Raw genomic sequence first — 26,836 nt, 5'->3', positions numbered from 1 at the left:
GGTCGGCCCGACGAGACTGCTTCTGAGCGGTGGGGCGTATCCTCCGCGACATGATGAGGCAGCCTGTTCTCCAGGGTTGGGTTCTGTGCTGCGACAGGGAAAGAGGTGGTGCCAGACGGCGCCAGAGTTGTGTTGAAAAGGCAGGAGGGGTTCGGCGGGCGTATGGCATTCAGGATGCAAAAGTGAGCGCCGCTCAATAATGGAGGTCCTTGACAGTCACGGCCCTAGAGCGTGGAGTATACAAAGGTGCAAATCGACTGGCTGATAGCGTTTCTGGCCGTCGTCGACCACGGAGCATTCACCTCCGCAGCGACGCAGCTGTACCGATCGCAGGGCCGGATTTCGAGTTATATCGCGTCATTGGAGCAGTACCTTTCCACGCAGCTGTTCGACCGCGATCATCGTCCCGTGCGCCTCACCCCAGCTGGCGAAGCGTTTGTTCCTCACGCGCGCGCCATGCTCGAGGAACTGGAGTCCGGCCGAAACGCGATGGCATCGGTGCAAGGGCTCGTCCGCGGCGATGTGGCGCTAGTGACATATCCCAGCGCTAGCGCGTCATTCGTGCCCGGCGTCCTCACACGGTTCTCCTCGGAGTACCCGGGAGTCCGCGTCGAGCTGCTCGAACAAGCCGTCCTCGGCATCGATGCCACACTTGATCGAGGCCCAGCCCTCGTCGCCATCAGACCCCTCCTACCTGCTCCGCGCAGCGCACACGGATTCGAGAGCGAACCGCTCTGGCGGGAGCCAATGCGGTTGGTCGTTCCGGTGGGGCATGCGTTCTCAGGACGCCGCTCTGTGCAGCTCGCTGAGCTCGCTGAGCAGCAGCTGGTCCTTGCGGGCCAGCACATGCACGATACCGAAGCGATCCGACTGTTGAATGGACACGGGGTTGAACCGCGAATAAGGTTCCTTTCGGATCAGCCGCAAGGACTGGTTGGGTTGGTGCGCGCTGGCTTGGCTCTGGGTTTCACCAATCAACTCGCGTTGGAGACTGTAAGAACCGACGGTGTATCTGTGGTCAACGTCGAACCTTGCCTCTACCGCGAGGTTGCGGTGTTCTACGCCCCAGGTTTGGGAGGATCACCTGCGGCGAAGGCTCTGCGGGCTACGATCCTCTCCGCACCCGTGCCACCGTCCACGATTGACATGCGGTGAGCGCGTCGATCCGAGTTTCGGATGCACGGACACTCGACTACGAAGTTGATCCTGGGTCCCGGCGGCAACATCGTCGGACGAACGTTCGAACGCGTGCGACTCGAACCCCCTACCGATTCGGAAAGCGACGGTATGCAACGCCGCCATCCGCTGGAAAGGCCTACTGTGAACTCGTCATCTGGTGCCACCGATGCGTTGCAGGGATCGGTGGCTATTGTCACGGGATCCAGCTCAGGGATCGGTCGAGCCATAGCAGGCGAGCTGGCCTCTCGGGGCGTGAAAGTGGTTGTCAATTCGCGAGATTCGCGGAATGCCGAGCGAGTTGCGGCTGAAATCAATGATGCGGGTGGCACTGCGATCGGGATCGGGGCCGACGTCGGTCTGCCGGCGGCCGGGCAGCAGCTGGTGGAAGCCGCCCTCAACGCGTTCGGGCGACTGGACACGCTCGTAAACAACGCGGGAATATCGCTAGTCAAGCACGCGGAAGACATCACCGCTCCCGAGTGGGCAGAGGTCCTTGCAACCAACTTAACAGGGCCGTTGTTCTGCGCCCAGGCGGCTGCGCGCGCCATGATCCAACGAGGCGGGACGATCGTGAATGTCTCCTCTGTGGCCGGATCGATTGCAATACCTGGCCGCGCGGCATACGTCACCGCCAAACATGGTCTGGAGGGACTCACGAAGGCCCTGGCGGTAGACTGGGCCGCTAGGAATATTCGAGTCATTGCGGTCAGTCCGGCCTATGTCGCAACACCATTCGTCGAACACACTATGGCGGCCGGCGGATTTACCACGAGCGACATCGAGCGACGCACACCATTGGGCCGCCTGGCCAGCGCCGAAGAGGTCGCCACGGTCGTCAGCTTCTTGGTCTCGCCTGCTGCTTCGTACATCACAGGGACGACAATCGCAGTGGACGGCGGATGGATGGCTTACGGAGGTTGGTGAAGCGGGCGTCAACGGTTCCTGAAAACTGGCCCGCTGCCGCAAAATTGCCCCACCCCCTAGCGGGGTGAGGGGCGTTTGGGGCTCGGTTGCCCGATCGCTTGTTGTGCGGCTGTGAGCGTCTGGCGCAGTAGCAACGGCTAGGGTTGTCGCGGGCAAGGTTGTGCTCCGCACTGGGCAAGAGCTCCTCAGCGAGTGCAACTGCGAAGGGTGACGTCGCGCAGTGGTGCGTTGGCTCGGCGCGGCGCGTCGAGGGTGCAGGGGCAGCAGCGCCATCTTGGGTGCGACCCTGTCGGCCAGAGTGGCGTGTTCCTGGCAGGCGGCGAATACCAGGTGCGTGACATCGCGGAGCTGGTCGATGATGCTGTCTGGGTCGGCGATGTCAGTTGTCACGCGGGCTGAGCGCGTCTGCTGATCCGCTGCGGGTGTGCGGCGGCCCACGCCGAGCACGGGTCGGTCCCGGTCGTTGAGGTGGTCGACGACGTCGCGCCCGATCACTCCGAGAGCGCCGACGACGAGGGTATGAGAGTCATTGTCAGACAGCGTGAACCGGTGACCTGCCTGGCGAGATCGGATGCCAGGAACACGATTGCGGCGACGTCTTCTGGGCCCCAATGTGCCCGACCGGGAGCTTGCGCACCTCGGTGGCGAAGTGTTTGATGGCGGCTTCGCGGTCGAGGCCGTACTCGGCAGCCAGACTGTCAGTGAACCCGCCGTCCCTGTCTCATCGGGCGGTGCGGGTCGGCCCCGGAGAGACGATGACGATGTTGCCGCGAATGCCCTTGGTGCCGAACTCGTTCGCCCATGACTTGGACAGGTTGACGACGCTGTATATCACGCGTCGCGTCAACCCTCCGCTGTTTGCCGATACCTGGCGGGGCGAGGAGGTGCCGAAATCGTTAGGAAGTAGCCGATCCGCAACCGACCGCCTCGAATTGTAACCAAGAGCGCGGGAGCCAGCCGATAGTGCCTAAGAGCTTCCACCGATACGCTGAGTCCGTAGAGGCTCTTCGTCCTGATGCCTTCAGGACAGGTCGACGACTTCGAACTCGAGCAGGTCGGCCCCAGTGGCCACCGGTTTGCGTCCGTCGGCGACCGGCTCGTGGTCAACCGCCTTCGCCCGCCAGGCATCAAAGGACTCCTGGCTCTCCCAGATCGTCATCACGAAGTACCGATCTTCGCCTTTGACTGGGCGCAACAAGGTGAAACCCTCGAACCCGGGTTCGCCGTCGACCATGCGCGCCCGTGCGGCAAAGCGCCCCTCCAATTCAGCGCCCTGGCCTGCCGGAACATGCAGGGCATTGATCTTCACCACAGACATGAATCTCCTTATGTCATCGGTTGTTAGTGGCGGTCACTGAGCAGTGAGTGCCACCGATTTTCGGTAATGGACCGCGCTGGGCCTGAGGCTGTTCACCGACGAAGTTCAATACTACTGTTCAATACTACTGAAGGTTCGGCTCCTGGGTATTGCGACTGTCTCTGCTTGCCGATACGAAAAGCCTTGGCACGCAGCTATAACACTATGGCAGCAACCTAACGCAGCCTGGCGCGATCGCCGCTGGCGATGTCCGAACGCGCCGACGATGATGAAGTGGCCGGTTTCGTCGCAAGCCCAGGAGGGGTCAACGCTCTTGATCGCCATCGACCAGGCGCTAGAAAGCTCGTTCGTAAATATCCACGCGGGCAGCGTCTTTCATCTCGTTGTCGCTATGACGAGATCGAACCTCGTCAACGGCAAGTAGCTGGTAGCGATGCCAGCATCAACACATGACGCTTGACGGTGAGAGTGGCCCCGCCGCCTGGTTGGGCCGCAGGACGTGACGGCATCACCGCTGCGACAAGATGATTCGTCACCCGCTGGGCGGTCCCTTGAAGGTCGACTGATCGGAGTGACAGCGGCTCGGAAGGCCCGAGAACAGATCGAGATGTTCCAGCGACGCGGCGCCGATATCATGTGGGCGCCCGCGCTGTCACTTGTCCCGTCGATGATCGACGAACGGGAGCTTCGCCGTACTACGAAGGCCGTCGTGGGCCGGCCTGTGGATCTGTTTCTGGCGACAACCGGTACCGGCATAAACTCCTGGTTCGAATCCGCCGACGCATGGGGATTGGGTCACGATCTGGTCCGAGTCGCCGCCGGCGCCGAGGTGTTGGCTCGGGGACCGAAGTCAGCCGGTGCACTGGTCGGGCGGGGTGTACGCGTCGACTGGTCGCCGCAGAGTGAATGCTTCGCAGATGTCCTGGCCTACCTATGCCGCAGGGACCTGTCTGGTAAGCGAATCGTCGTGCAGGAGCATGGCCTCTCGCTGGATCGCGCAGCTCAGGTCCTGCGCGAGCGGGGTGCTGATGTGATTATCGCCTCGATCTACCGCGTCGAAGGACCTGAGTCGCCGGCGCGGCTTGATGAACTTCTCGATCTGGTCGTCGGTCATGCTCTCGACGCACTCACCTTCACATCGGCGCCTGCCGTCGCCTCGGTCATGCGCGCCGCCGCAATCGCCGGTCGCGAATCTGCCGTCGTCGATGCGCTACGGGGCGACATTGTGGTCGCGTGCGTGGGGCCGGTGGCTGCAGATGCATTCTCGCCCTGGAGTATTCCTATCCTCGTGCCTCGCCGCTATCGGCTCGCCGCGCTCGTCAAACTCGTCGAATCCCACCTAGAGCAACGCTGACCCGTGAACCAGAGTCGTCTGACACGCCCGTTTAGGCCCCCTCCCCGTGCGTGGTGGCACCCGGGTCCAGCGAGCTCGATCGCCGGGCGAGTAAGAAATGCCGGCAGACCGTTTGGCGATCTCGCTGATGGGAATTGGTGCCTCGGCCTGCGTGGATCGTTATGAGTCAAGCACATTCAGGCCAGGTTGGTTTGATCGCGTTGATGCGGTCCCGAGTATCGAGCGTTGCTATTTCCGTCAGCGTGGGAGGCTTCTGCGCCGTATTTGGCTCCGCCTGTGGGATATCCACAGCTCCACACACTGAAACCCCACAGTCAGGTTCGGCTAGTAGCTCTCACATAGCACGTGATGTTGTTGAGGAACTGAAGCGCAGCGGGTTACAGCTGGGGCGGTCCGTGGACACCAGTGCCGCGGACTGTCCGAGGATCGGATGTGCGCAGTCGATTACCACCGAGCGTATGCAAGTTCTCTCATTTCGCACAAGTGGTGCGGCTCAGGTATATGCAGCAGATCACGGCATGCGCCAGGTGATGACAGTAGTCGTCGCTTTCGCCCCGACGATGCATGTCGAGGAGCGTCAGGCATACTGGGCCGCCATCACCCGTCTGATGAGTTAGGTGGGGTCGCAGGGCGAATCGTGCTTGGTCGCGGTGCGTGCGAGAGTCGCATTCCGGTCCATGACGTCACTGGATGCCCGAGTTGAGTGACGCCACCAACCCTGGGACATGTTACGACAGACGTTCGAGAATCATAGCCATGCCTTGGCCACCCCCGACGCACATGGTTTCTAGCCCGAATTGCTTGTCATGGAACATCATCGAGTTGATCAGCGTGCTGGTGATCCGGGCACCCGTCATGCCGAAAGGATGGCCGAGTGCGATAGCGCCACCGTTGATATTGACTTTGTGTTCGTCCACACCTAGTTCTCGCATGGAGGGGATAACTTGGGCAGCGAAAGCCTCGTTGATCTCGACCAGGTCGATATCGCCGATGTCGAGGTTGGCCCGTCGCAATGCCTGCCTGCTCGCTTCAACAGGCCCGAGTCCCATGATCTCTGGTGACAATCCGGTGACGCCTGTGCTGACAATGCGCGCAAGCGGAGTGATACCGAGTTCGGCTGCCTTGGAATCAGACATCACCACGAGCGCGGCTGCACCGTCGTTGAGCGGGCAGCTGTTGCCCGCAGTTACAGTTCCGCCTGTTCTGAACACCGGTGGCAGTGTCGATACGGCTTCAAGAGTGACGTCGGTGCGTGGGCAGTCGTCGGTGCTTACATAGCTGCCGTCGGGTAGACGTACAGGGGTGATGTCGCGGCCCCAAAAGCCGTACTGGATGGCCGCTTCGGCGCGGTTCTGGCTGCGCACAGCGAAGGCGTCCTGATCGGCGCGGCTGACTCCTTTGAAGTCGGCCACGTTCTCTGCAGTCTGACCCATCGCGATGTAGAGATCTGGCAGGCGATCCCCGGCTCGGGGATCAGTCCAGCCGAGGTTGTCCTTTGCGCGGGCGGCGGTGCGGGACTGAGCATCGGCAAAGAGGGGGTTCCGTCCTTCGGGGTTGTCCGAGGCGCCGTTGAAGTATCGACTGACAGTCTCTACGCCGGCAGAGACGAATACGTCCCCTTCACCAGATCGTATGGCGTGCAGTGCCATACGAGTCGTCTGCAAACTGCTTGAACAGTAGCGATTGACCGTGACACCGGGGAGTTGATCTAGGCCGGCCAAGACGGCTACGGCTCGGCCTAGGTTGTTTCCGGATTCGCCTGCCGGTTGGCCGACACCGAGCATAAGGTCGTCGATCTGGGTCGGATCGAGTTCGGGGACTTTGGCCAATGCGGCGTGCACTGCGTGTGCCGCGAGGTCGTCGGCGCGAAGGTCTTTGAGGGATCCTTTGACGGCGCGGCCGATCGGGGTTCGGGCAGTGGAGACGATGACGGCTTCGGGCATGCGGGTCCTCCTGTGGCGTTGGTGATGTGTGCTGTCGGGATGCGGGTTCAGTTCGTGGCGCCGCTGAATCCGCCGTCGACCGGAAGTACAGCTGCGGTGACGAACGCCCCGGCTGTTGAGGAGAGGAATCTGACGGCGCCGACGATGTCGCCGGCTTGGCCGTAGCGGCCGAGGGGGACGGTGTTGAGCAGCTCGTCTTCCTGCGCGGGGTCGGCCGCGACGTGGCTGAGCATGTCGGTGAGGAACGGCCCGGGGGCGATGGCGTTGACCGTGATGCTGTCTGGTGCCAGGCGGCCGGCTAGATGGCGGGTGAGCATATGCAGGCCCGCCTTGCTGGCGCTGTAGGAGTAGTTCTCCCACCGCGGTGCGACCAGCCCGTCGACGCTGCCGATGTTGATGATTCTGGCGGGATGCTCCGCGTTGGCGCCTTTGCGCAGCAACGGGAGTAGGCCGACGATGATGCTGAATGGGGAGACTAGGTTGGTGTTCAGGACCTTGCTCCAGCCGGCGATTGGGTAATCCTCCAGGGGTGCTCCCCACGTGGTGCCGGCGTTGTTGACCAGGATGTCGATGTGCTCGTGGCGATCGTTGACCGAGTTGACTAGATGTTCGACGCCGGTTGGCGTCGAGAGATCGGCGCTGATGTAGCTACAGCGGCCTGAACCTCCGAGAGTCTCTGCCTCGCTATTGATCTGGTGGGCAGTTGCGCGGCACTGTTCGACTTTACGGCTGGTGATGATCACATCGGCACCGTCGGTGACCAGCCCGCGGGCGATCATGGCGCCGATTCCTCGGGATCCTCCGGTCACCACGGCTATGCGGCCGCTGACAGAGAACAGGGTGTCGTTATCGGCGAGAGGATGAGTTGTAGGTTCCATGCTTCGACGCTAAGAGATGGTGCGGCGTACTAGCTTGGAGCCTTGCGCACGTATGTTGTTGTGCGCGCGGTATTTAACCAACGCGGGCAGGATAGTTCAGTGAGATGTGCGGGTGTCTGATGGTCGTTCTCCGAAGCTGCGGTGGTAGGCGTTGCTGAAGGTGCTCAGGTCGCCGAATCCTGAGGAGAAGGCGATCTGGGTGATGCTCTGTGCCCGCCATCCGGGATCCTGAAGGCGAAGTCGCGCCAGTGCGAGCCGCTCCTCGCGGATCAGGTCCGAGGGTGTGGTGCCCACGCGTTGCAGTTGGTTCTGAATATGGCGCAGTGACCAGCCCAAGCCTGCGGCGATACCTGCGCCGGTCAGCGCCGGATCGTGTGCGTTGCTGCGCACATAGCGGCGGATTGAATCGACTAGTGCGTCGGTGGGAACATCGTCCAGCGGTGCGCTGAGATCGTTGTAGGCGATGGCGATGAGGTCGACGATCCGGTCCATGACTGCGTCGAACTGGAAGCCGTCCAGCTGATCGCGCTCGCCACGGATCGTGCGTAGCTGATCGACGACGATCCGGCCGAGCCCGCGCCTCGCATCAAGCGATATCGGACGATCATTGGTCGGCTGCGCCAGTCGAGAGTCAAGGTGATCTCGTGGAATGACAAGGGCTACCGCCGAGACATTGTCGCCATGTCGCATATCCATCGCAGCATCCAGCGAGGTGAGCGTCATCGTGTGTGGCACCGCGACGATGTCGCTGTCCCCTTGGGCGAGCCGCAGATGACCATGGACAGGGATGAGCAACTCGTAAGATCCGTGCGGAGATCGCCGTATCTGGGTGGTATCTCGAGTCAGTGCTTCAGCGTCACCCCACCAACGGACGAGTCGATAGCGACCCGACTGCTGGTATTCGATCCGGCCGGAGTAGTCAACGGCCAGCGCGAAGGACATCGGACAGTGAATCTCTGACACGCGGTCTCGCCACCAGTCGCTGCGATCCTTGGCGCCCAGATCCTGGGTACTTAGGGTCTGCACGATGTAACTCATGTCGGAACGTCGCTTCCTCGTGGTGCCTCTGCCTGTCGCCAAGCGGGCTGCGCTGGGCAGGTTTGGCGGCAGCGCAGTCACTGTAGAAATGTGACCTAGAACACGTCTTGGCTATATGCGCAGCGTACCTTTCGCTGTACGCATGGCCAACGTCGTAGCGAACTGCATTCGCCCGGTTGCGGTGCGGCCGTTCGGGCGAGTTCGCAACCGGGCAGCGGCAGACGTCACATGTCAGGCCGGAGCCGGAATCTGCCCGCAGTTGGGCGCGCTAGGTATCCCATTGAACCGGTCGGCGATCCAGCTCATGCTTCGCTCTCCGTCGACAAAGACGGGCAGCATGGAATTGACGTCCAACTTGTTGAACAGCGGTGGCTGTTCATTCGTCCACAGCGTTACGTCGGCGCCCATCGCGCACCAGTCGGCCGCGGTCTGTTCTACGGCAGAGTACGGATCAAAGGGATCCCACCGATTGTGCGTCAGATACACAGGGCCGGTGGGTTTAACGTTGCCGATCCGCTGAGCCCACAGCAGGGACTTGAAGGGTTCTGCGGCAGCGGTGGCGAAGATGTCCTGTTTGAACCAAAACTGGATATGCCGAAACATGTAGTCGACACCGGTCTGCAGCAGGCATTGACGGCCGGTATTGGCCAGCATTTCCACTCCGCGCGGGGTGAGCGCATCCCAGATGGGCCGCTCTGTCGCAGGATAGGACGCCATGATCCCTCGCAGGACGTAGCCGAGAACACCGGCCAAGAAGTTGCCGTCCATGGCGGGCAGGACTGCTGCGATATCCGTTGGTGCCGCAGCCGCGTACGTGCCCACGACGTGCAACTCGGGCCCGTAGCTCGCGGCCAATTCGGCCGCTGACAGCGCCGCGTGTGCGCCTGCGAGCCATCCCCAAAAAGCGACAGGGCCGTGCGGGTCCAGGGACGTGTCGGGCAACTTCATTGCAGCGCGGGCAGCGTCTATGAGTGCAGCTCCGCCAGCGTTGCGGTTGAGGAATTGCGGGGACCCAGAGTCATGGATACCCACCCCGACACCGTCAGTGATGACGATGGCGAAGCCACGCGCCAGCAGGGTCGCGACCCAACCCTCCTCCAGGTTGAACATGACATCAAAACCGGTCTGCAAAGAGGCGTGGATGCCCTGATTGAACATGCGCGACGGTGCACACTGCTCGCCCATGCCAAAGCCCATGACCGCATACGCGAGAAGGGGACGGGGGCCGATGCCCGGCCAGGGGACGTCGGGTTCTATATAGGTGCCAGTCACCGCCACTGGCTGTCCTTGGGCGTCGGTGCTGCGGTACATGATCCGCGTTCCTGTGCCGACAAACGCTCCGAGTTGCCCGGACGGTTCGAGCACCAGCCGCGACGGTTCGGTGCGGATGAGGTCGCCTGGCCGGCCGGGCGGGAGCGGACTAGGTGGGGTGTAGAACGGGAGATAAGCAGTTTCGTCTGCACGCACGACCGGCGGCATTGCCGATCCGCAGACCGCGAGCACGATGATCGTGACGGCCAACCCGAGCATGCGTACCAACCAACGCGTCACGTGAGTACGCACCGAACCTGACACCACAACGGATTGGGACCCGGACAGCGGTGTGGCAGTGCGTTCGGGCGTGAGATGAGTCATGTTGGCTGCTCCGGGGATTGAGGACTGAAGTCAGGAAACTCGGGAAGAAGCGCAGCCTGCAGTCGGATCGCTCGGCCTGCGGTTGAGGCGCCTGCTGCGATGGCGGGCGTGAACGACGTGATACGGCGCTCATCGCCGTGGTGCGGTGGTTCGGGCGCCGATCGGAAACCCCGGACAGGTGGTGTCCGTCCGGACCGTGGTGATATTTGGGAAAAGTGCGGTGGCGCAGTGTTGTTAACCCGTTACCCGACTATGCGATGGCTGCGCTGCTCGCGTTTTTGAGCTGTTGTTTGAGGACCTTGCCCGTGGCGTTGAGCGGAAGCTCGTGGCAAAACTGAACTGTGCGTGGGCATTTGTATACGGCCAGGCGGTCCCGGCACCACGCGATGACTTCAGATTCGGCTAGTGTCGTGCCCGGTCGCGTGATCACGAAGGCTTTGATCTCTTCGCCGACGCGTTCATCGGCAATCCCCACCACCGCGGCGAGGGTGATGTCGGAATGAGTCATCAGGGTCTCCTCGACCTCGCGGGGGTAGACATTGAACCCGCCGCGCACGATGAGATCTTTGGCGCGATCCACGATGTAGAAAAAGTTGTCTTCGTCGCGAGTGGCAATATCGCCGGTGTGAAACCAGCCGGCAGAATCGATGGCCTCATCGGTCGCGTCAGGGCGGCCGATGTATCCCTTCATGACGTTGTGCCCGCGGACGACGAGTTCACCGCGATCGCCAGGACCGCAGTGCTGGCCGTCGGGACCGAGCAGCGCGAGTTCGACTCCCCACACTGGCATCCCGATGGAGCCGGGGCGGCTGGGTCGGTCGAGTCGATTGAAAGCCACCACCGGGCTTGTCTCGGACAACCCGTATCCTTCGCGGATGCCAACCCCGAAGACGGTCTCGAATCGCTTGAGAAGCTCGACGGGGAGCGCGGCGCCACCGGACATGGCCACTTTGAGCTGCCTGCCCAGTGCGGTGATGTCGTCGCGGTTTGCGGCTGCGCCCAGCAGCGCCCAATACATGGTGGGTACGCCGGCGAACACCGTGATCTGATGATCGCGGATCAGGTTCAATGCGGTACCGGCATCGAATCGGGGCAATAACACGAGCGTTCCACCCTGGCTGATACCGGCGTTCAGCTGGACAGTTTGGGCGAACGAGTGAAACAGCGGTAGTGCCACCAACTGCGACTCACCGAGGATGTCGAAAAGGCGGTGACATGTCAGCGCATTCAGGACGAGGTTGGCGTGTGTGAGCTCAGCACCTTTGGGCTTGCCTGTGGTACCGCTGGTGTACAGGATGACCGCAGTGTCGGTCGCGTCGGTCGGGACCAACACATCCTCGCGAGACTCCTCGTCGAGAAGTTCGGCCAGGTCGCTGATGGCGATGGAGAATTCGCATGTGGTCACGTCGTTGAAGCCGCGCCACGCATCGTCGGGCAGGTAGTTTTCGGCAAAGAAGTAAGCACGTGCGCCCGAATCGCGAAGGTGGTAGGCGACTTCGGCGCGTTTCAGCATGGTGTTCATCGGTACGACGACCGCGCCCGCCTTCAGGATCCCGTAATAGATGACAGGGAATTCGAGAACATTCGGGACACTTATGGCTACACGATCGCCAGCATTGACGCCACGGCGAATCAACAGCGCCGCGATCTGATTGGCTGCAGCGTTAACCTCACGGTAAGTCATCCGGCGGGTACCTTCGATCAGCGCTGTCCTCGAGGGTCGTTCCCGGGCAGTGTCGGTGAGTGTGACGGAGAGATTGAGCACGAGTTACTTTCTCTTTCTGGTGATCTGATGTCCTCGACGCAACGCCTGTACTACGACCAGTCCCATAGGTAGGGTGATCCCACCCGGTCGGCGATCGGCTTGAGGACTTTCTCGTCGTAGTACTGAAGGGTGTCCATCCCGTTGACCGGGCACTTGAACAGGATCTCGCTGAAAAGCTCTTCTGAGAGGTCGGGTTTCGTGATGCCGGCCGCCATCGCATAGCGCTGAAGGTGGTTGCTGAAGGAGTCCCGCACGGGCGGCATGCTGAAGTTCACGGGATGCTGCATAGCCTTCTCAAGGCTGACGAATTGCACACCTCGCTGCTTGTACGCTTCGACAATGCGTCCGATAGTGCGTGCGGCCAGGGGCGTGCCATGCACCATCCAGATGTGCGGTACGTCGGTGCCGAACATGGCGCGGGCAGATGCGGCATGCGTCTCCAGACCTTGGATAGCGCCCTGGACGTGGAGGTCTTCTAACCTGGCTTGTGCGTCAACATCTCCGGTGATGAGGGACCGCTGATACGGCACGATGTAGACGAAGTCACCGAACCAGCAGGTGATGGGTGCGTTTCGATATCCGTGGTCGCGCAAGAAGTCCTCGACTTGTCCCCGTTTGCTCTCCGAGCCGGAAGACATATCCATCGGGTAGCGGAAGTAGCGCTCGGGGGCTAGGTCGACAAGCGGGCCGATGAGCTGCTCGGCCTGGTCAACGTCACGACAGAAGTCGTCAGCGCTCATCCAACGCAGTGGAGCGTGTTGATGGGTGTGGTTGCCCAGGTGATGGCCGGCCTCCAGCCACGCGTTCCAGCACGCCAAGCTGGCCGGGTCCTTGGCGATGCTGTAGGTGTGCGCGAACCCGTAGACACCGTTCTGGCCGGCACCGGTCAGCGCCTCGGCGAGTGCGCGGGTCACGTCGAGTGAGCTATGTCCTTCGGGAAGCGGCGTACCGTCCCACAACACGAAATCATCGACCGTGATGGCCACTTGGACGTTACTGAGCGAAGCCTGGCCAGTCATGGCGAAGTTCCTTCTGCAAATGATGTGGCGGTTCGGCTGAACGCCACGCGACATTGAACCTATGAATGTGATGGGGAGCACGTCTTGGGCTCAGGCGTACGCCCACTTTCACCCCGCGCACGGCGATGGACGTGATCGACGTCGATATTTGATGCAGCGCTGGAATCGAATTCCGTGCGCATGTAGCCAAGCCGCGCCGCTTCGTCGGTTTCTACCGTGGCATGGACGGCCGCGCGAGCCGGAAACGGAAGGAAGATCCACGTGGTGAAGACCCTGCAGTATGTGCTGGCCCGCCGCCCGAAAGGGCCGGTTGCCGAGGAGGATTTTCGCCTCGTGGAGACGGTACTTCCAGACCTCGGCGACGGCGATGTAGAGTTCGAAACCCTTTTTATCTCAATAGATCCAGCGATTCGCGGTTGGCTCGACGACCGTCCAAGCTACCTGCCGCCTGTGCAGATCGGCGCTCCGGTGCGAGCGCTGGGAATCGCCCGTGTGATCTCCACGCGCCATAGTGGTTTCTCGCCAGGAGATCTCGTGCGTGGTTTTGTCGGCTGGCAAGAGCGTTTCGTGGTCACCGGTCCGGGACCTGAGTGGGAACGTATCCCTGAGAATTCGGATGTACCGCTGCAGCGCTGGCTCGGAATCCTTGGCATGACAGGGCTCACCGCCTGGGCAGGTATATGCGACATACTCAAACCTCAAGCCGGACGGACTGTCTTGGTCTCGGGAGCCTCAGGTGCTGTCGGCAGCATCGCAGTGCAGCTCGCCAAGCATGCAGGAGCCCGCGTTGTCGGCATTGCCGGCGGGCCAGAAAAGTGCCGCATGCTCGTCGAAGATCTCGGAGCGGATGAGGTCGTCGACCGTAAGGCGACGAACTGGGCAGAACAACTGGCCGAGGCCACCCCGGAGGGGATCGACCTCGTCTTTGAGAACTCCGGAGGCCCAATGTTCGAAGCTACCATCGATCGACTCAACAACCACGCCCGCATAGCCCTGTGCGGCTTGATTGATGGATACAACATGGATCAAAGGCCCGCAGGGCCTCGAAACTTCGGACTGCTGCTCAGTAAGCGCACCCATGTACAGGGATTCATCGTCCTTGACTACTTCAACCGCGCGGCGAAGGCCCGCCAGGAACTCTCACGATTACTCCGGGAAGGGACTCTCAAAGAGATCGAGACCGTGGTCCACGGTTTCCATGAGCTGCCACGTGCTTTCATCCGATCGTTTGAATCTGGACCTCCAGGCAAGCTGGTAGTCGAGACTGTGCCTGTGTGGATACGTGAGCGGTGCTGATCACTTTGAGGCAGAACAGGTCTCGCGCTTGCTAGGCCACTCGTGCGAAAGAGTCCGACGCATTGCAGTGCCTCAGCTGTTGGTAACGATCCGCCGAGCGGATTGAAGCCGACGCTCCAGAAGTGGTTTGCCTCGGGCGGTCACGGATTGCAAGACGTGTGGCGGCGCCGTTTCGGGTGTGCCGCTGGAGAACGGCGGCTGGGGTGCGTACTGCATGAAGAGTTGGATCGCTTGCGCTTCGTCGAGTCCGCGCAGTTCGGCCGCGACCATCAGGGCCGCGTCGATACCAGCGGTGACCCCGGCGGCGAACACGAAGCTACCGTCGGTGACTACGCGCTCAGGGACGACGGTAGCGCCGAAGATCGGAAGAACATCGAGCGAACCCCAGTGCGTGGTTGCACGCCGTCCATGCAACAACCCTGCGGCTCCGAGCAGCAGTGCGCCAGTACACACCGATAAGACACATCGAGCTCCAGATGCCTGCCTTTGCAACCAATCCAAAAGACGCTGGTCTTCCATCTGGGCCTGCTGACCGGGACCACCGGGTACGTGCAGCACATCCAGCTGCGGCGCATCCTCGAGCACCGCATCGGGTAGAAGTCTGAGTCCACGCCAATCACGGACGGGCTGTGGCGACAGGCCGTATGTGGTGTACGTGACATTGCTCAGCGACGCGAGCACCTCGTAAGGGCCCGTGAAGTCGATCTGGTCCATGTCCTCGAAGATGATGGACCCAATCTTCAGGTCGTGCCGATGCTGTTTGGCCTCACCGTAATCGTTCATGCCTTCATTCTGGTTGTAGGAAAGGTCCGTCGCGCCGCGCATTGCTGCCACCTTCCGCATGACTGCAGCCACATCGCCGAGCAGTCGGCTGGCGCCAAGCCTGTGATGTCTGCGGCCAACCCTGTACACATGACAGGCTGTCCATCTACAGGCCCAGATTCGCGATACGCGGCCACATGCGCATCCATCTGAATCTGTTGCAGTGGCAAGCCGTAAATCATTGACCTTCGCTTCTGTCGTCGCATTCAGTAGTGGGGCCACCTCTCTTCGGACCATCGCCGGCCGCCGGAAGGACTCATCCGCGATAGGCGATCGCCGGGATCTCCAGGACTTGCCCCGGCAACAAGAAGCCGGCGACCTTGACAATGGACATGTTGGGAGCGTGGTCCCCGACCCACGGAACGTAAACCCGGGGAATAGCCTCCGCCAATGCGGGCAGGTCGGATGCGTAGATCGTCAGGGATACAAGATTTGTGCGGTCCAAGCCTTCAGTTCTCAAGAGGTCTTCGATAACTCGCAGGATGAAATCCAACTGCCCGGCAGTGTCCTCGGGATGAACGATCCGCAGATCGTCCAAGCCGCCGACATTTGCGACAACGCCAGCGAGATGGACGGTGTCGCCCGCACTCACGATCTGATTGAAGCCGAAGCCCTTGAACACGTCGGGGGTGATGAAGTTTTCGACCTGCGGAGATGTCCTGCGAATCATGATGTTCCTTTCAGTGAGCGTGTCGCCGTCCAGCGGCAAACAGGGGACGCCTGTGGCGGCTATGGCGGGATCTATTGCGTCGCAGTGTTTCCGCACTAGCGTGCGGTTCTCAACTGCTTGAGACCGTCGGCGCGTAAGGTCTGGCCGACGTAGCCGAGTTCGGCGCGGGCGGCACGATCGTCGGTAGTGAATTCTCGTCCGATCATCCGGACCATCGTTCGGGTCAGTGGTGGATCGGTCTGATCCCGGCGGAGGGAAGCGATGGTCTCCATGATCCAACCCAGGGAAGCCGCCGCGGGGTAGGGAACTGATCGGAGATTGCCGATGGAGAGGCCCTGGACATCCGCCAGCGCCGCGATGAATTGGCGGAAGGTGATGGGTTCCCGGTCGTTCACGAAGTAGGCGCGTCCACTCTGACCGCCGACGAGTGCGAGTTGCACCGCCTCGACCACATTGTCGACGTGACAGGTGCTGAACGGGTAGTCGCCGCGGTTGATGAATGCGAACTGCCCGGTGTCGATGCGGCCGGGAATCTCACGGCTGAACGAGTCGCCTGGGCCCCAGATCGCCGAGGGGCGCAATGCGATGGTGCGGAACCCGATCGTGTTCGCCGCCAGCACATCAGCCTCACTGATCGACTTGGTTGCGATATAGCCTGAGAAGCTTTTCGGATAGGTCTTCGCCGACTCGTTGACAGCGTGCATGGGTGAGCCATGTCCATCCATGACAACTCCGGCGGCACTGATGTACAGGAATGTCGTGGCGCCGGCGCGCTTCGCAGCGTTGAGCAGCGCCCGAGTACCTGCGACGTTGGAGCGGAAGTATGCCGCACGCGACCCAGCGAAGCGCAGGTATGCCGCGGCGTGCACGACGGTATCGACCGCGGGTAGGGCGATGCCGTCGGGACGGTCAAGATCGCCGGGTAGCGGCGTTGCCCCCAGCGCGCGGACCTTATCGACTGATGTGGCAGAGCGAGCAAGAGCGAGCACGGTGTGACCGTCCGTAGCCAGCCTCTTGACGAGGTGTTGACCGACGAATCCTGAGCCCCCGGTGACGAGAATCTTCATGATCGTAGTCCTTCCGCTTCAGACGATTGCACTGTGCGCAGCAGGTCGGCACGGACCTGGCGCAGCTGGGGGTCGAAAGCCAGTGCGTGTAGCCCTCGTTAGCTTGTTGTGAACGCGATCTACTGAGGCGGAAGACGCTGCGCGCTACGGTGCGGACTGCACGGCGGTCGATGCACTGCAATCTCGGTTCGGACAACAAAGCGGCGCCGTCGCCGAATCACTCGCCTGTTCCGTTCGAAGCAGGGATATGTATGACATGGCGACTGCGACAGGGCTGCCCCAGCACCGCCTCGCGCCGAGGCAGCCCTGTCGTACGCGAATTAGCTATCGCCAGACCGGATCAGAGCCACGGCCTCGACCTCGATACGCATCTCGGGCAGACCCAGCGCTTTCACACCGAGCGCAGTCCACAGTGGCAGGTGTTCTCCCGCCCGCTTGCGGAACTGATCAACAACTGCCGTCAGGTGATCGTCGCCGATAGAATCCTCGCTGGTGGGCTTGTGATACGTATTGACTTTCACTACGTCATTCCACGTCGCACCTGCCGCCACGAGGGTCTTTTCGACATTGTCAAAGGCCTTCTGGATCTCTGCTTCCAGAGAATCGACCGAGAAGGTCAGGTCATCGTTCCATCCGCCCTGGCCGGAGATTTCCACACGATCGCCGATCCGAACGGCCTGACCGTAGCTGTACTGCGTCCGAAAAATATCTCCATATCCGGGGGTGTCAAAGAACTCAGGTGTAGACATTCAGGTGCATCCTTTCGTACTTCATTTCATATCCACTTCGGCAAGCCGGTCGTCCGGGAGTCTCTGTGCGATAGCCGTGCTACGGCGCTCAGTTGCCCCAGCGTGAACCGCCATCGGCGATGAGTTGCTCACTGTAGGTGGCGCCGAATTCGCGTCGCTCGCGCAGAACTTCGCCTGGTGGGCTATAGCGCGGGGCGTTGTTCGGACCACTTGCAGCGTGATCGGCGACCGCGTCGATGACCGACGTAGCCATATTGAAACGAGGGTAGGCAGAGTGGATTACGGCTCCGATTTGTGCGGTTACCGCGTTCAGGTGTGCCTCCGGCAGACCTAGGACACCCCCGAAGTCGATGGCGACGCCTTGATATGTCAGCGAAGTCAGGGCGCCCATCCGCTCAGGGATGACAGCAGTGTTATGGAGGGCGATGGCTTCCCAGACGGCATCGACCTTGTGCGCCTCCAGGCCATGGCCGGTAAGAAACTCGGCCGCGCGGTCCGCACCATCGACCTCGAAGCGCGTGTTCCTCTTGGCGAGCGGTGACAATCCAACGTCATGCAGGACACACGCAAAATAGAGAAGCTCATCGTCGAAATCTCGGCCACGCGCCAGCCCAACGTGTGGAGCGAGCAGCCGAGCGAACAAATAACTCCGCACGCTATGATTGGCGATCGCCGGCGACTCTGCGCCTCGGACCAATTCGAGCGCGGCAAGCGCTAGTGGTGTGCTCGGTAACGTGACCAGGTCGGTGTCGGTGGGGTGCTGTTCCTTCTCGGAGGGTGAAGCGTGCGGCAATGTCATACGACGAGTGTGCGGTCACTTCCTCAGGCCCGGCCAGAGGCAGAATTGCCGGTATCCGCTAGGTTGCTGCCAATTTCTGGCCGCGCCATCTCGGCGACCTCTTGCCGCGTCTTCCGCGCAGGGGTGGAGGCCTGGTGACGCGTCTTGATTGTGTTGGAACCGAAAGGGCCTCAATGGTTATAACATCGCTGTTCGCTCCTTGAAGTCTCACTGGCGGTGGCGGACTCTGAGCCGGAGACCCCTACCGATCGCGCTGAAGCTATCGCCAACGGTTGGAAGTTCGGTCCGATCGACGGATAACCCTGCGGTTCCGAAGGCGCGCCTCGTTGTAAATAAACGTTCACGACCAATGAGCGATGCAGATGACGCCTAACGTTGTCAGCAGTACGAGCTCGGTGGGCAGGAAATCTTGCACGACCATACGGTTTCCGCTTTGCCATTCTCAATTGGAAGAATGTGCTGACAGGATCCATTGGAACTCGCACTACCCGCATGTCAGGGGAGTGTCGTTGCCGGTGCAGTCCTGGAAACGACAGTAGGTTGCAATTCTCGATGGCGGATTGCATTTCGAAATGGCGGAAGTTGGCGGATCTGCCAACTGCACTGCAAAGCCACTCTCCGTGGGTGCGCCGCAGCCGCTGTCGATGACCTTGCACGCCTGCACGGAGTCACAAGTCCGAGAGCTGCGCCAGACGCCGCTCCCGGGCGATGAGAGATAGCGGGACGGCCGCGCTGATATCGACAACGAAACCCAACACGACGTACACCCACAGGTACTTGACGCCGATCCTGCGTGTCTCGACGACCATGAAGACCAGCGCTGCGGCGGAGACCAGTGTCAGGTCGATGGTCATCGAGCTGACCGCGTGATTGGCGAAACGGCGGGCGAAGAAGTCGAGCGTGCTTCCGCCGGCCGAGAAGTATGCGATGTTGTGCGCCCAGGTGGCGATGAGCGCCACCAGCGCGATCACACCGTAAAGGATGCAGAGGTTTCTTCGGGCAGCGGTCATGCCCGTGTGTATGTGGACATCAGCGCAATTGTCAATGCCTGTGGATCGATCTGCCTCAGGCTTGCAATGCGAGATGAAGGATCGGGTATGGTCTGCCATCGCCGTCTAATTCACTGCGACTGACCTGTGTGAATCCGCGGCTCAGGTAGAAGCCGTGGGCACCCGAGTTCTGTTCGTTCACATCGACTTTGGTGACGCCATCCTTCTCGATCGTCTCCGCGAGAAGCAGGCTTCCGATTCCGCTGCCGCGAACCTGGTCCGAGACGAACAACATCTCCAGGTTGCCGTCGGCGGTGCCGGCGAAGCCGACAGATTCTCCGTCGCGTTCGGCCACAGTCAGTGTGACCGCGGGAAAGTAAGTAGAGGCCAAATTGCTTTCAATGCGGTGGAAGTCAGACTCTTCGAGGAAATCATGCGTAGCGCAGACCGCACTGCGCCAGATTTTGATCAGACGGGGGTAGTCGTCGGGTCTGCGCACTGGCCTCAGGACGATGGCACTATCTCTCTGGGGCATCGCTGCATCCTTATGGCACGGTCGAGTCGAGTCAACTGGATAACTCCGCCGACCACCTCGGCCGGGATTCTCCGAGGTTGATGCGGTCGGCGCCGCGAAAACAGTTTGCGGTGGCTCATACGGTTGATCCGTGGCTCATCTAGACCTGTCAAGGATCAGCTACGGCCTACCGGACGGCCGTCCGCTTCTCAACAATGTCTCGCTGCGCGTCAGCGAAGGGGAGCGCGTCGCACTGATCGGCGCCAATGGTGCCGGCAAGTCGACACTGCTGAAGATCGTGCTCGGAGAGATCGAACCCGACGAGGGCTCTATCTCCCGCTCCGGAGGCGTCGGAGTGATGCGGCAGTTCATTGAAGGTGATTGCGTCCGTGATCTGCTCCTGAGCGTCGCCCCGCCGCCCGTGGTCGAAGCTGCGAGGAGAGTCGACCGCGCCGAGCGCAGCATGTTTGAGGCGGGCACCGAAGCGTCGCAGATGAGGTATGCGAACGCGCTGACGGGATGGGGTGAAGCAGGCGGCTACGAGATCGAAGTGTTCTGGGACGTCTGCACCGACGCGGCGCTCGGCATCCCGTATGACCGAGCGGCATCTCGTCCGGTGGAGACTCTGTCGGGCGGTGAGCAGAAGCGCCTCGTGCTCGAGGCCCTGCTGCGTGGTGCCGACGGGCTCCTCATCCTCGACGAGCCGGACAACTTCCTCGATGTGCCAGGCAAGCGCTGGCTCGAGGACCGCCTGCGGGAGTCCGGAAAGAGTGTCCTCTTCGTGAGTCACGATCGTGAGCTTCTGGCACGCTCGGCGACGGCTGTCGTCACGCTGGAGCTCGGCGCTGCGGGAAGTACCGCATGGACCCATCCGGGTAGCTTTGAGACCTATCACGCGGCTCGCGAAGCCCGCTTTGAGCGGCTTGACGAGTTGCGCCGCCGCTGGGATGAAGAACACGCAAAGCTCAAGGCCCTGGTGCTGATGTACAAGCAGAAGGCGGCCAACAATGACGGGATGGCGTCTCGGTATCAGGCTGCCCAGACACGTCTCCAGCGCTTCCAAACGGCGGGACCTCCGCACGAACTCCCCCGTCAGCAGCGATTCCAGATGAGTCTCGCCGGCGGGCGAACCGGCAAACGAGCGGTGGTGTGCGATCAGTTGGAACTCGTTGGCCTAATGCTCCCGTTCGACGTCGAGGCCCGGTACGGCGACCGAATAGCCGTTCTCGGGGCCAACGGATCCGGCAAGTCGCACTTCCTGCGGCTCTTGGCGGCTGGCGGGACCGACCCGGAACCCGAGCACAAGCCTCCCGACGATCTTCCGATCGAGCCAGTTGAGTTCGAGGGCCGCGCCAGACTCGGCGCTCGAGTCCGGCCCGGATGGTTTGCACAGACCCAGCGTCGACCCGATCTGGCGGGTCGGACCCTTCTGGAGGTGCTGCACCACGGAGACAGTCGCAGGGAAGGGCGCGATCGTGAGTCGGCCACGCGTGCGCTCGCTCGCTATGAGCTCGCTCATGCCGCGGAGCAAGTCTTCGACTCGCTGTCCGGTGGGCAGCAGGCGCGATTCCAGATCCTGCTGCTCGAGCTCGGCGGTGCCACGCTACTGCTGCTCGACGAACCTACCGACCACCTCGACCTGGAATCAGCTGAGGCACTGCAGCAGGCGATCGCCGCATTCGAGGGCACCGTCATCGCCGTGACGCACGACCGCTGGTTCGCCCGCGACTTCGACCGATTCTGGATCTTCCAAGAAGACGGAGAAGTCGTCGAATCGTCGGTGCCAGTGTGGGACGAAGGACGCGTCGTCCGGCCGAGGTGATGGCGTCGCCGGCAGCGAGTAACACCAACTGATCATCTCCGAAGCCGCAGCGTCAACTCGTGCGCCAATTCGAGGAGCAGCGCACCCATGTCCGCTCGTCGGTCGGCACGGAACCGTGTTTCGACACCGGTGAGGCTCAGCGCCCACGCGGGGCGACCGTTCCGGTCGAAGACGGCCGCGCCCATTCCCCAGCTGCCTTCGACCAGAAGTCCGGGATTGACTGCGTAGCCGGTGGTTCGGGTGGCGGCGATCCGTTCGCGGACCGCGGCTTCGGAATGGCTTGTGGTCCAGCGGGGTTCGAGGTCGGACCGGGTGAAATAGTCGTCGATGTCGCGGTCGGGTAGGTGACTGAGGATCGCCAACCCGGCCGAGGCGACTCCGAGCGGGAAGCGAATCCCTTCGTGGAGGACGTGGGATCGCAGCGGGAAGCTGCCTTCTCTGCTGAGTATGCATACGGTTTCATCACCCCGGCGGGCCGACAGGAATGCGCTTTCGCCGGTTTCCCGGGCCAGGCGTTCGATGACGTCGCGCGACTGGTCGGTGATGTCATAGCGCTGGGCAGCGCCCGCGCCGAGGAGATAGAGCTCCGGCCCGAGCGACCACAATCCGGTGGCCGAGTCGCGATCGACCAACCCCTCTGCACCGAGTGCCGTGAGGAGACGGTGGGCGGTGGGTCGGGGCAAGGCTGCGGCGCGGGCGATCTCCGTGGTCGACATCCCCGTCGACTCACCGCCGCCGATGGCGCGCAGCAGCGCCGCGGCGCGCGCCAGCACCTGCGTTCCCTTGTCTTCCACCCCGCCGATTCTATGCGTTCACATAGTGAACGCATGTTGGTCTAGTGGCCATCATCCGAGCAATGTCGGCGAACTTTCTACGACGCCTTGTGCCCTGGACCTCGGAAGAAGCAGTATCGGCACCATAACGGTCCGCGTTTGACCAGTGGTCGGAAAGGAAGGGCATTGATGCCATCGAAGGTCTACGGCAGCGCCGCGGAGGCGGTCGCCGACATCGCGACGGGGGCGACCCTCGCGGTCGGTGGCTTCGGTTTGTGCGGTATCCCCGATGCGCTCATCGAAGCCATCGCCGACTCGTCGACCACTGACCTCGAAGTGTTCTCGAACAACTGCGGCGTCGACGACCACGGGCTGGGAGTCCTGTTGTCACTGGGCCGCATCCGTCGGGTCACGGCTTCTTATGTCGGGGAGAACAAGGAATTCGCCAGGCAATACCTGGCCGGCGAACTGGAAGTCGAGTTGACTCCGCAAGGCACACTGGCTGAGCGGCTTCGGGCCGGCGGTACCGGGATTCCCGCGTTCTTCACCCCCGCAGGCGTCGGCACCGCGGTTGCCGACGGCGGTATGCCATGGCGGTACGCGTCCGACGGATCGGTGGCAATCGCGTCACCGCCCAAGGAGACGCGCGTGTTCGGCGACAAGCGCTACGTGCTCGAGGAGGCCATCAACGCGGACTTCGCCCTCGTGCACGCCCGGCTCGGCGACACCGACGGCAACCTCGTGTTCGAGAAGACCGCGATGAACTTCAACCCGCTCGCGGCGATGGCGGGGCGTGTCACCATCGCCCAGGTCGAGGAACTCGTCGAGCCCGGCGCGATCGACCCGGGCCAGGTCCATCTCCCGGGTGTGTTCGTGCAACGCGTCGTACACACCGGACCGCAGAACAAGCGCATCGAGAAGCGCACTGTCCGTACCGCTGAAGGAGCCTGACGATGACAGCGACACTCGCAACCGGCTGGACCCGCAACCAGATCGCCGCGCGCGCGGCCGCCGAGATGGTCGACGGACAGTACGTCAATCTCGGCATCGGGTTACCCACCCTGATCCCCAGCTATCTCGCTCCGGGAGTGCGAGTAATCCTGCACTCGGAGAACGGAATTCTGGGCACAGGCGGATACCCGGACGAGGACAGCGTCGACGCCGACCTCATCAATGCGGGCAAGGAGACGGTCACCGTCAACGCCGGTGCGGCCTTCTTCGATTCCGCGACCTCGTTCGGGATGATCCGCGGTGGCCACATCGACACCGCCGTGCTTGGTGCCATGCAGGTGTCGCGCCACGGTGATCTGGCGAACTGGATGGTGCCGGGCAAGATGGTGAAAGGTATGGGCGGCGCAATGGATTTGGTCCACGGCGCGGCGCGGGTCATCGTCGTGATGGAACACACCGACCGTAGCGGCGCACCCAAGATCCTCGACGCGTGCACGTTGCCCTTGACCGGACAACGGGTCGTCGACCGCATCATCACCAATCTCGGCGTCATCGATGTGCCCGGGGACGGGACCCTGCTGCTGCGCGAACTCGCTCCCGGCGTCACCGCCGACGACGTGATCGCCGCGACCGGCGCCGAGCTGGAGGTGCAGCTGTGATGGCCGCCGAAACCACTTCCGTTCTGGTCGCCGGTGCGCGCACGCCGATCGGAAAGTTCATGGGGTCGTTGGCGAGCCGGTCCGGCGCGGAGCTCGGCGGCATCGCCATTGCTGCAGCGCTCGCCAAGGCGGGCATCTCGGGTTCGCAGGTGCAATACGTGATCATGGGGCAGGTGTTGACCGCGGGTGCGGGCCAGATCCCGGCCCGGCAGGCGGCGGTCGCCGGCGGCATTCCGATGACGGTGCCTGCCTTGACGATCAACAAGGTGTGCCTGTCCGGGCTCGATGCCATCGCGCTGGCCGATCAGCTCATCCGTGCCGGAGCGTTCGATGTCATCGTCGCCGGTGGTCAGGAGTCCATGTCGCGGGCGCCGCATCTCCTCGAAAACTCGCGTGCCGGAATCAAATACGGCGATGCAACGCTGCGCGACCACGTTGCGGTCGACGGGTTGCGGGATGTGTTCACCGACCAGGCGATGGGTGCTCTCACCGACAGCGTCAACACGTTGACGCGCGCTGAGCAGGACGAGTTCGCGGCCGTGTCGCAGCAGCGCGCCGCGGCGGCCTGGAAGAACGGCGTCTTCGACGAAGAGGTTGTGCCCGTTGCGATCCCGCAGCGCAAGGGCGATCCGGTTCAAGTCGCCCAGGACGAGGGCATCCGCGGCGACACCACCGCCGACTCGCTGGCGCGATTGCGGCCGGCGTTCATCCCCGACGGCACCGTCACCGCGGGCAATGCTTCGACCATGAACGACGGTGCGGCGGCTGTGGTGGTGATGAGCAAGACCAAGGCCACCGAGCTCGGTCTTACCTGGATCGCGGAGATCGGCGCGCACGGCGTCGTCGCCGGCCCCGACTCGACGCTGCAACTGCAACCCGCCAACGCGATTGCCGCGGCGTGCGCACTCGACGGAATCGACCCGGCGGCATTGGATCTGGTGGAGATCAATGAAGCCTTCGCCGCGGTCGGGATCGAATCGACGCGTGCGTTGGGGCTCGACCCGGAGAAGGTCAACGTCAACGGTGGAGCCATCGCGATCGGTCACCCGCTGGGTATGTCCGGCGCACGAATCGTCCTGCACCTGGCGTTGGAACTGCAACGCCGTGGGGGAGGGACCGGAGCGGCCGCGCTTTGCGGTGGCGGCGGACAAGGATCCGCACTCATACTCCGGACCTGATCAGCGGTAGACGTCCGCTCATTTGCATTGTCAGTGGCCCGTTGGGGAAGACACCCGACGATCCCGCGGCCTCGCCCCGAACATGTGGGCGATCGACGCTGCACGCAGCGACCATTGCCGACTGGGCAATCGACGCCGCAATGGCGGACTGAAAACGGCTGAATAGCGGGTCCCTTTGGCCACCGGCAACCTGACCGGTTGAATGCTGAGCAGCCTGCTCCGGTATGGGACACACCGCTCAACGTGTCCGACCGACCACTCGGCGCAGGAGCACCCGGCTTCGGCGCAGCGCTTCGATTGTGACCCACATCTCATCTAGGTTCGATTCTCCAACGCCGAAATGGAGGTGCGGTCGCTGACCGGGGTCGGTGCCGAGAAGGCCATCGTGCGCTGATCGCCGCCATCCAGCACAACCAATCGCGGAAAACTCGTCAACCGTAAAGGAATTCAGAATGCCGATGTCAGTCCATGCCCGGGCAGCGGTTGCCGCAGCGGTCACGGTCAGCGCGCTCACGGCGTGCGGTTCCTCCGGCACATCCTCGGACACCACTGCGGCGCCTGTGAAGCTCCGCGAAGCCGTGTTCTTCGGTGACAGCCTCACCGACGCCGGCACCTACGGAATGCGCTTCACCACCATTCCCGGCATGACCTGGGCGCAACATGTCGCCGAACGCCTCGGCCAATCGACGGAACCGAACGAGCACGTCGTCAGCTACAGCGACGTCTACCAGGGGAAGCCGGGCCTCAGTGGCCCCGGCGGACTGAACTACGCCGAGGGCGGCGCCCGGGCCAACAGCGCCTACTCGACGGTCTCGCAAAATCCGGAGGGCACCCCGATATCCACCGCGGTCCAACTTCAGCACTTCTTGAACCAGCACGGCTCCTTCAACCCGGACCAGCTCGTCACTCTCTACATCGGTACGAATGACGTTGCGTACAACTACGATCCCACGAAGGACCCGGCGCTGGCCCAATCTCTCCGCGACAACCACAGTCCGACACCGGAAGTGATGGCCGCCGAGCGGGCGCGGGTGCAGAAGGCTGCCGAGGACGAGGCGAAGACCGCCGCGGCGATCCTCGACAAGGGCGCCCAGCACCTGCTGGTGTTCAAGCTCGCCGACCTTAAGGTTCTTCCCTGGTTCGAGTCCGACGCGTCGCGCCGCTACGTCAGCGAGTTGACCGACGTCTACAACACGCACCTGGTGGATTCGCTGCCCAAGGACCCGAAAGTTCAGATACTCGATACCGGAGCGTTCATCGACGACTTGTTGAAGAACGCCAACACCTACGGATTCACTCACGGGGCCAACGAGGACGCCTGCGCACAGCCCGGCCAGGACTTCTGCGCTGCCGACGCGTGGAAGTCTCCCGACGCCGACCGGACCTACGTATTCGCCGCGGCCGAACACCTCACCACGCATGCCAACGAGCTGCTGGCCGACTACGTGATGAAGCAGGTCGGCATACCCGGCGGACACTAGCCCGGGTCGACGG

25 protein-coding genes and 1 pseudogene are annotated in these 26,836 nt (G+C 62.4%); 9 read left to right on the top strand and 17 right to left on the bottom strand.

The window, feature by feature from the left end; all coding sequences use genetic code 11:
• Nucleotides 1-246: 246 nt before the first annotated feature.
• Together A5784_RS11195 and A5784_RS11190 are read left to right on the top strand one after the other, a co-directional pair.
• Nucleotides 247-1,155, top strand: a complete 909-nt coding sequence (locus A5784_RS11195) for a LysR family transcriptional regulator (protein ID WP_029371501.1) — start codon at nucleotides 247-249, stop codon at nucleotides 1,153-1,155.
• Nucleotides 1,156-1,200: 45 nt separating this feature from the next.
• Nucleotides 1,201-2,103 carry an SDR family NAD(P)-dependent oxidoreductase gene (locus A5784_RS11190; protein ID WP_197514700.1) on the top strand — a complete coding sequence of 301 codons (903 nt, stop codon included), beginning with the start codon at nucleotides 1,201-1,203 and terminating at the stop codon, nucleotides 2,101-2,103.
• A 327-nt stretch (nucleotides 2,104-2,430) separates the two neighbouring features.
• Here A5784_RS11190 and A5784_RS39810 read toward each other — a convergent pair.
• The 3 genes and pseudogenes from A5784_RS39810 to A5784_RS11185 form a co-directional block, all read right to left on the bottom strand.
• Nucleotides 2,431-2,715 (bottom strand): annotated as a pseudogene (locus A5784_RS39810) (NAD-dependent epimerase/dehydratase family protein); the annotation flags it as partial.
• A gap of 109 nt (nucleotides 2,716-2,824) precedes the next feature.
• Nucleotides 2,825-2,950, bottom strand: coding sequence for a hypothetical protein (locus tag A5784_RS39610; RefSeq protein ID WP_286159419.1), 126 nt, complete (start codon nucleotides 2,948-2,950; stop codon nucleotides 2,825-2,827).
• Nucleotides 2,951-3,124: 174 nt separating this feature from the next.
• The gene (locus A5784_RS11185) at nucleotides 3,125-3,421 is read right to left on the bottom strand and encodes an antibiotic biosynthesis monooxygenase family protein (RefSeq protein ID WP_064944973.1); all 297 of its coding nucleotides are present in this window, start codon (nucleotides 3,419-3,421) and stop codon (nucleotides 3,125-3,127) included.
• A gap of 499 nt (nucleotides 3,422-3,920) precedes the next feature.
• Here A5784_RS11185 and A5784_RS11180 point away from each other — a divergent pair, with 499 nt between their 5' ends.
• Complete coding sequence (locus A5784_RS11180) at nucleotides 3,921-4,775, top strand: uroporphyrinogen-III synthase (protein ID WP_286159418.1); 855 nt, start codon at nucleotides 3,921-3,923, stop codon at nucleotides 4,773-4,775.
• A 728-nt stretch (nucleotides 4,776-5,503) separates the two neighbouring features.
• On the opposite strand, the gene A5784_RS11175 is transcribed toward A5784_RS11180, so the two are convergent.
• From A5784_RS11175 to A5784_RS11150, 6 genes are all read right to left on the bottom strand, one after another.
• Complete coding sequence (locus A5784_RS11175) at nucleotides 5,504-6,718, bottom strand: acetyl-CoA C-acetyltransferase (RefSeq protein ID WP_064944971.1); 1,215 nt, start codon at nucleotides 6,716-6,718, stop codon at nucleotides 5,504-5,506.
• Between the two features lie 47 nt (nucleotides 6,719-6,765).
• Nucleotides 6,766-7,596: an SDR family oxidoreductase gene (locus tag A5784_RS11170; RefSeq protein ID WP_064944970.1), complete on the bottom strand. Its 831-nt coding sequence runs from the start codon at nucleotides 7,594-7,596 to the stop codon at nucleotides 6,766-6,768.
• 96 nt (nucleotides 7,597-7,692) lie between these two features.
• Entirely contained in the window at nucleotides 7,693-8,634 is a 942-nt protein-coding gene (locus A5784_RS11165) for an AraC family transcriptional regulator (RefSeq protein WP_064944969.1), read from the bottom strand.
• A 231-nt stretch (nucleotides 8,635-8,865) separates the two neighbouring features.
• Nucleotides 8,866-10,164 carry a lipase family protein gene (locus A5784_RS11160; protein ID WP_064944968.1) on the bottom strand — a complete coding sequence of 433 codons (1,299 nt, stop codon included), beginning with the start codon at nucleotides 10,162-10,164 and terminating at the stop codon, nucleotides 8,866-8,868.
• Nucleotides 10,165-10,519: 355 nt separating this feature from the next.
• Entirely contained in the window at nucleotides 10,520-12,034 is a 1,515-nt protein-coding gene (locus tag A5784_RS11155; RefSeq protein WP_064944967.1) for a long-chain-fatty-acid--CoA ligase, read from the bottom strand.
• 50 nt (nucleotides 12,035-12,084) lie between these two features.
• The gene (locus A5784_RS11150) at nucleotides 12,085-13,053 is read right to left on the bottom strand and encodes a polysaccharide deacetylase family protein (RefSeq protein ID WP_064944966.1); all 969 of its coding nucleotides are present in this window, start codon (nucleotides 13,051-13,053) and stop codon (nucleotides 12,085-12,087) included.
• A gap of 261 nt (nucleotides 13,054-13,314) precedes the next feature.
• On the opposite strand from A5784_RS11150, the gene A5784_RS11145 reads away from it, so the two are divergent.
• Nucleotides 13,315-14,349, top strand: a complete 1,035-nt coding sequence (locus A5784_RS11145) for an NADP-dependent oxidoreductase (protein ID WP_064945110.1) — start codon at nucleotides 13,315-13,317, stop codon at nucleotides 14,347-14,349.
• A gap of 72 nt (nucleotides 14,350-14,421) precedes the next feature.
• On the opposite strand, the gene A5784_RS11140 is transcribed toward A5784_RS11145, so the two are convergent.
• From A5784_RS11140 to A5784_RS11110, 7 genes are all read right to left on the bottom strand, one after another.
• Nucleotides 14,422-15,174, bottom strand: a complete 753-nt coding sequence (locus A5784_RS11140) for a DJ-1/PfpI family protein (RefSeq protein WP_197514699.1) — start codon at nucleotides 15,172-15,174, stop codon at nucleotides 14,422-14,424.
• Between the two features lie 253 nt (nucleotides 15,175-15,427).
• Entirely contained in the window at nucleotides 15,428-15,841 is a 414-nt protein-coding gene (locus A5784_RS11135; protein ID WP_156750499.1) for a RidA family protein, read from the bottom strand.
• A 95-nt stretch (nucleotides 15,842-15,936) separates the two neighbouring features.
• A complete protein-coding gene (locus A5784_RS11130) occupies nucleotides 15,937-16,908 on the bottom strand; it encodes an NAD-dependent epimerase/dehydratase family protein (protein ID WP_064944964.1) in 972 nt (323 codons plus the stop codon).
• A gap of 320 nt (nucleotides 16,909-17,228) precedes the next feature.
• Complete coding sequence (locus A5784_RS11125) at nucleotides 17,229-17,657, bottom strand: Rid family hydrolase (protein WP_064944963.1); 429 nt, start codon at nucleotides 17,655-17,657, stop codon at nucleotides 17,229-17,231.
• Nucleotides 17,658-17,745: 88 nt separating this feature from the next.
• Nucleotides 17,746-18,456, bottom strand: a complete 711-nt coding sequence (locus A5784_RS11120; protein WP_064944962.1) for an HD domain-containing protein — start codon at nucleotides 18,454-18,456, stop codon at nucleotides 17,746-17,748.
• A 668-nt stretch (nucleotides 18,457-19,124) separates the two neighbouring features.
• A complete protein-coding gene (locus A5784_RS11115) occupies nucleotides 19,125-19,466 on the bottom strand; it encodes a DUF2834 domain-containing protein (RefSeq protein WP_064944961.1) in 342 nt (113 codons plus the stop codon).
• A 55-nt stretch (nucleotides 19,467-19,521) separates the two neighbouring features.
• A complete protein-coding gene (locus tag A5784_RS11110; protein ID WP_064944960.1) occupies nucleotides 19,522-19,980 on the bottom strand; it encodes a GNAT family N-acetyltransferase in 459 nt (152 codons plus the stop codon).
• A gap of 130 nt (nucleotides 19,981-20,110) precedes the next feature.
• On the opposite strand from A5784_RS11110, the gene A5784_RS11105 reads away from it, so the two are divergent.
• Nucleotides 20,111-21,781: an ABC-F family ATP-binding cassette domain-containing protein gene (locus tag A5784_RS11105; protein WP_064944959.1), complete on the top strand. Its 1,671-nt coding sequence runs from the start codon at nucleotides 20,111-20,113 to the stop codon at nucleotides 21,779-21,781.
• A gap of 32 nt (nucleotides 21,782-21,813) precedes the next feature.
• Here A5784_RS11105 and A5784_RS11100 read toward each other — a convergent pair whose 3' ends face one another.
• On the bottom strand, nucleotides 21,814-22,575 hold the full coding sequence (locus A5784_RS11100) for an IclR family transcriptional regulator (protein ID WP_064944958.1): 762 nt from the start codon (nucleotides 22,573-22,575) through the stop codon (nucleotides 21,814-21,816).
• A gap of 168 nt (nucleotides 22,576-22,743) precedes the next feature.
• On the opposite strand from A5784_RS11100, the gene A5784_RS11095 reads away from it, so the two are divergent.
• From A5784_RS11095 to A5784_RS11080, 4 genes are all read left to right on the top strand, one after another.
• Nucleotides 22,744-23,505, top strand: a complete 762-nt coding sequence (locus A5784_RS11095; RefSeq protein ID WP_064944957.1) for a CoA transferase subunit A — start codon at nucleotides 22,744-22,746, stop codon at nucleotides 23,503-23,505.
• A gap of 2 nt (nucleotides 23,506-23,507) precedes the next feature.
• Nucleotides 23,508-24,164 (top strand): 3-oxoacid CoA-transferase subunit B, encoded by a 657-nt coding sequence (locus A5784_RS11090; RefSeq protein ID WP_064944956.1) that lies wholly within the window; start codon nucleotides 23,508-23,510, stop codon nucleotides 24,162-24,164.
• A complete protein-coding gene (locus tag A5784_RS11085; protein ID WP_064944955.1) occupies nucleotides 24,164-25,342 on the top strand; it encodes an acetyl-CoA C-acetyltransferase in 1,179 nt (392 codons plus the stop codon). The genes A5784_RS11090 and A5784_RS11085 overlap by 1 nt, the downstream gene beginning before the upstream one ends.
• A 452-nt stretch (nucleotides 25,343-25,794) precedes the next feature.
• Nucleotides 25,795-26,823 carry an SGNH/GDSL hydrolase family protein gene (locus A5784_RS11080; protein ID WP_064944954.1) on the top strand — a complete coding sequence of 343 codons (1,029 nt, stop codon included), beginning with the start codon at nucleotides 25,795-25,797 and terminating at the stop codon, nucleotides 26,821-26,823.
• The last annotated feature ends 13 nt before the right edge of the window (nucleotides 26,824-26,836 follow it).

Origin of the sequence: Mycobacterium sp. 852013-50091_SCH5140682, assembly GCF_001665685.1 — a bacterium.
Classification (GTDB): Bacteria; Actinomycetota; Actinomycetes; order Mycobacteriales; family Mycobacteriaceae; genus Mycobacterium.
The sequence above is the reverse complement of the archived record's forward strand: the minus strand, read 5'-3'. Positions and strand labels throughout refer to the sequence as shown.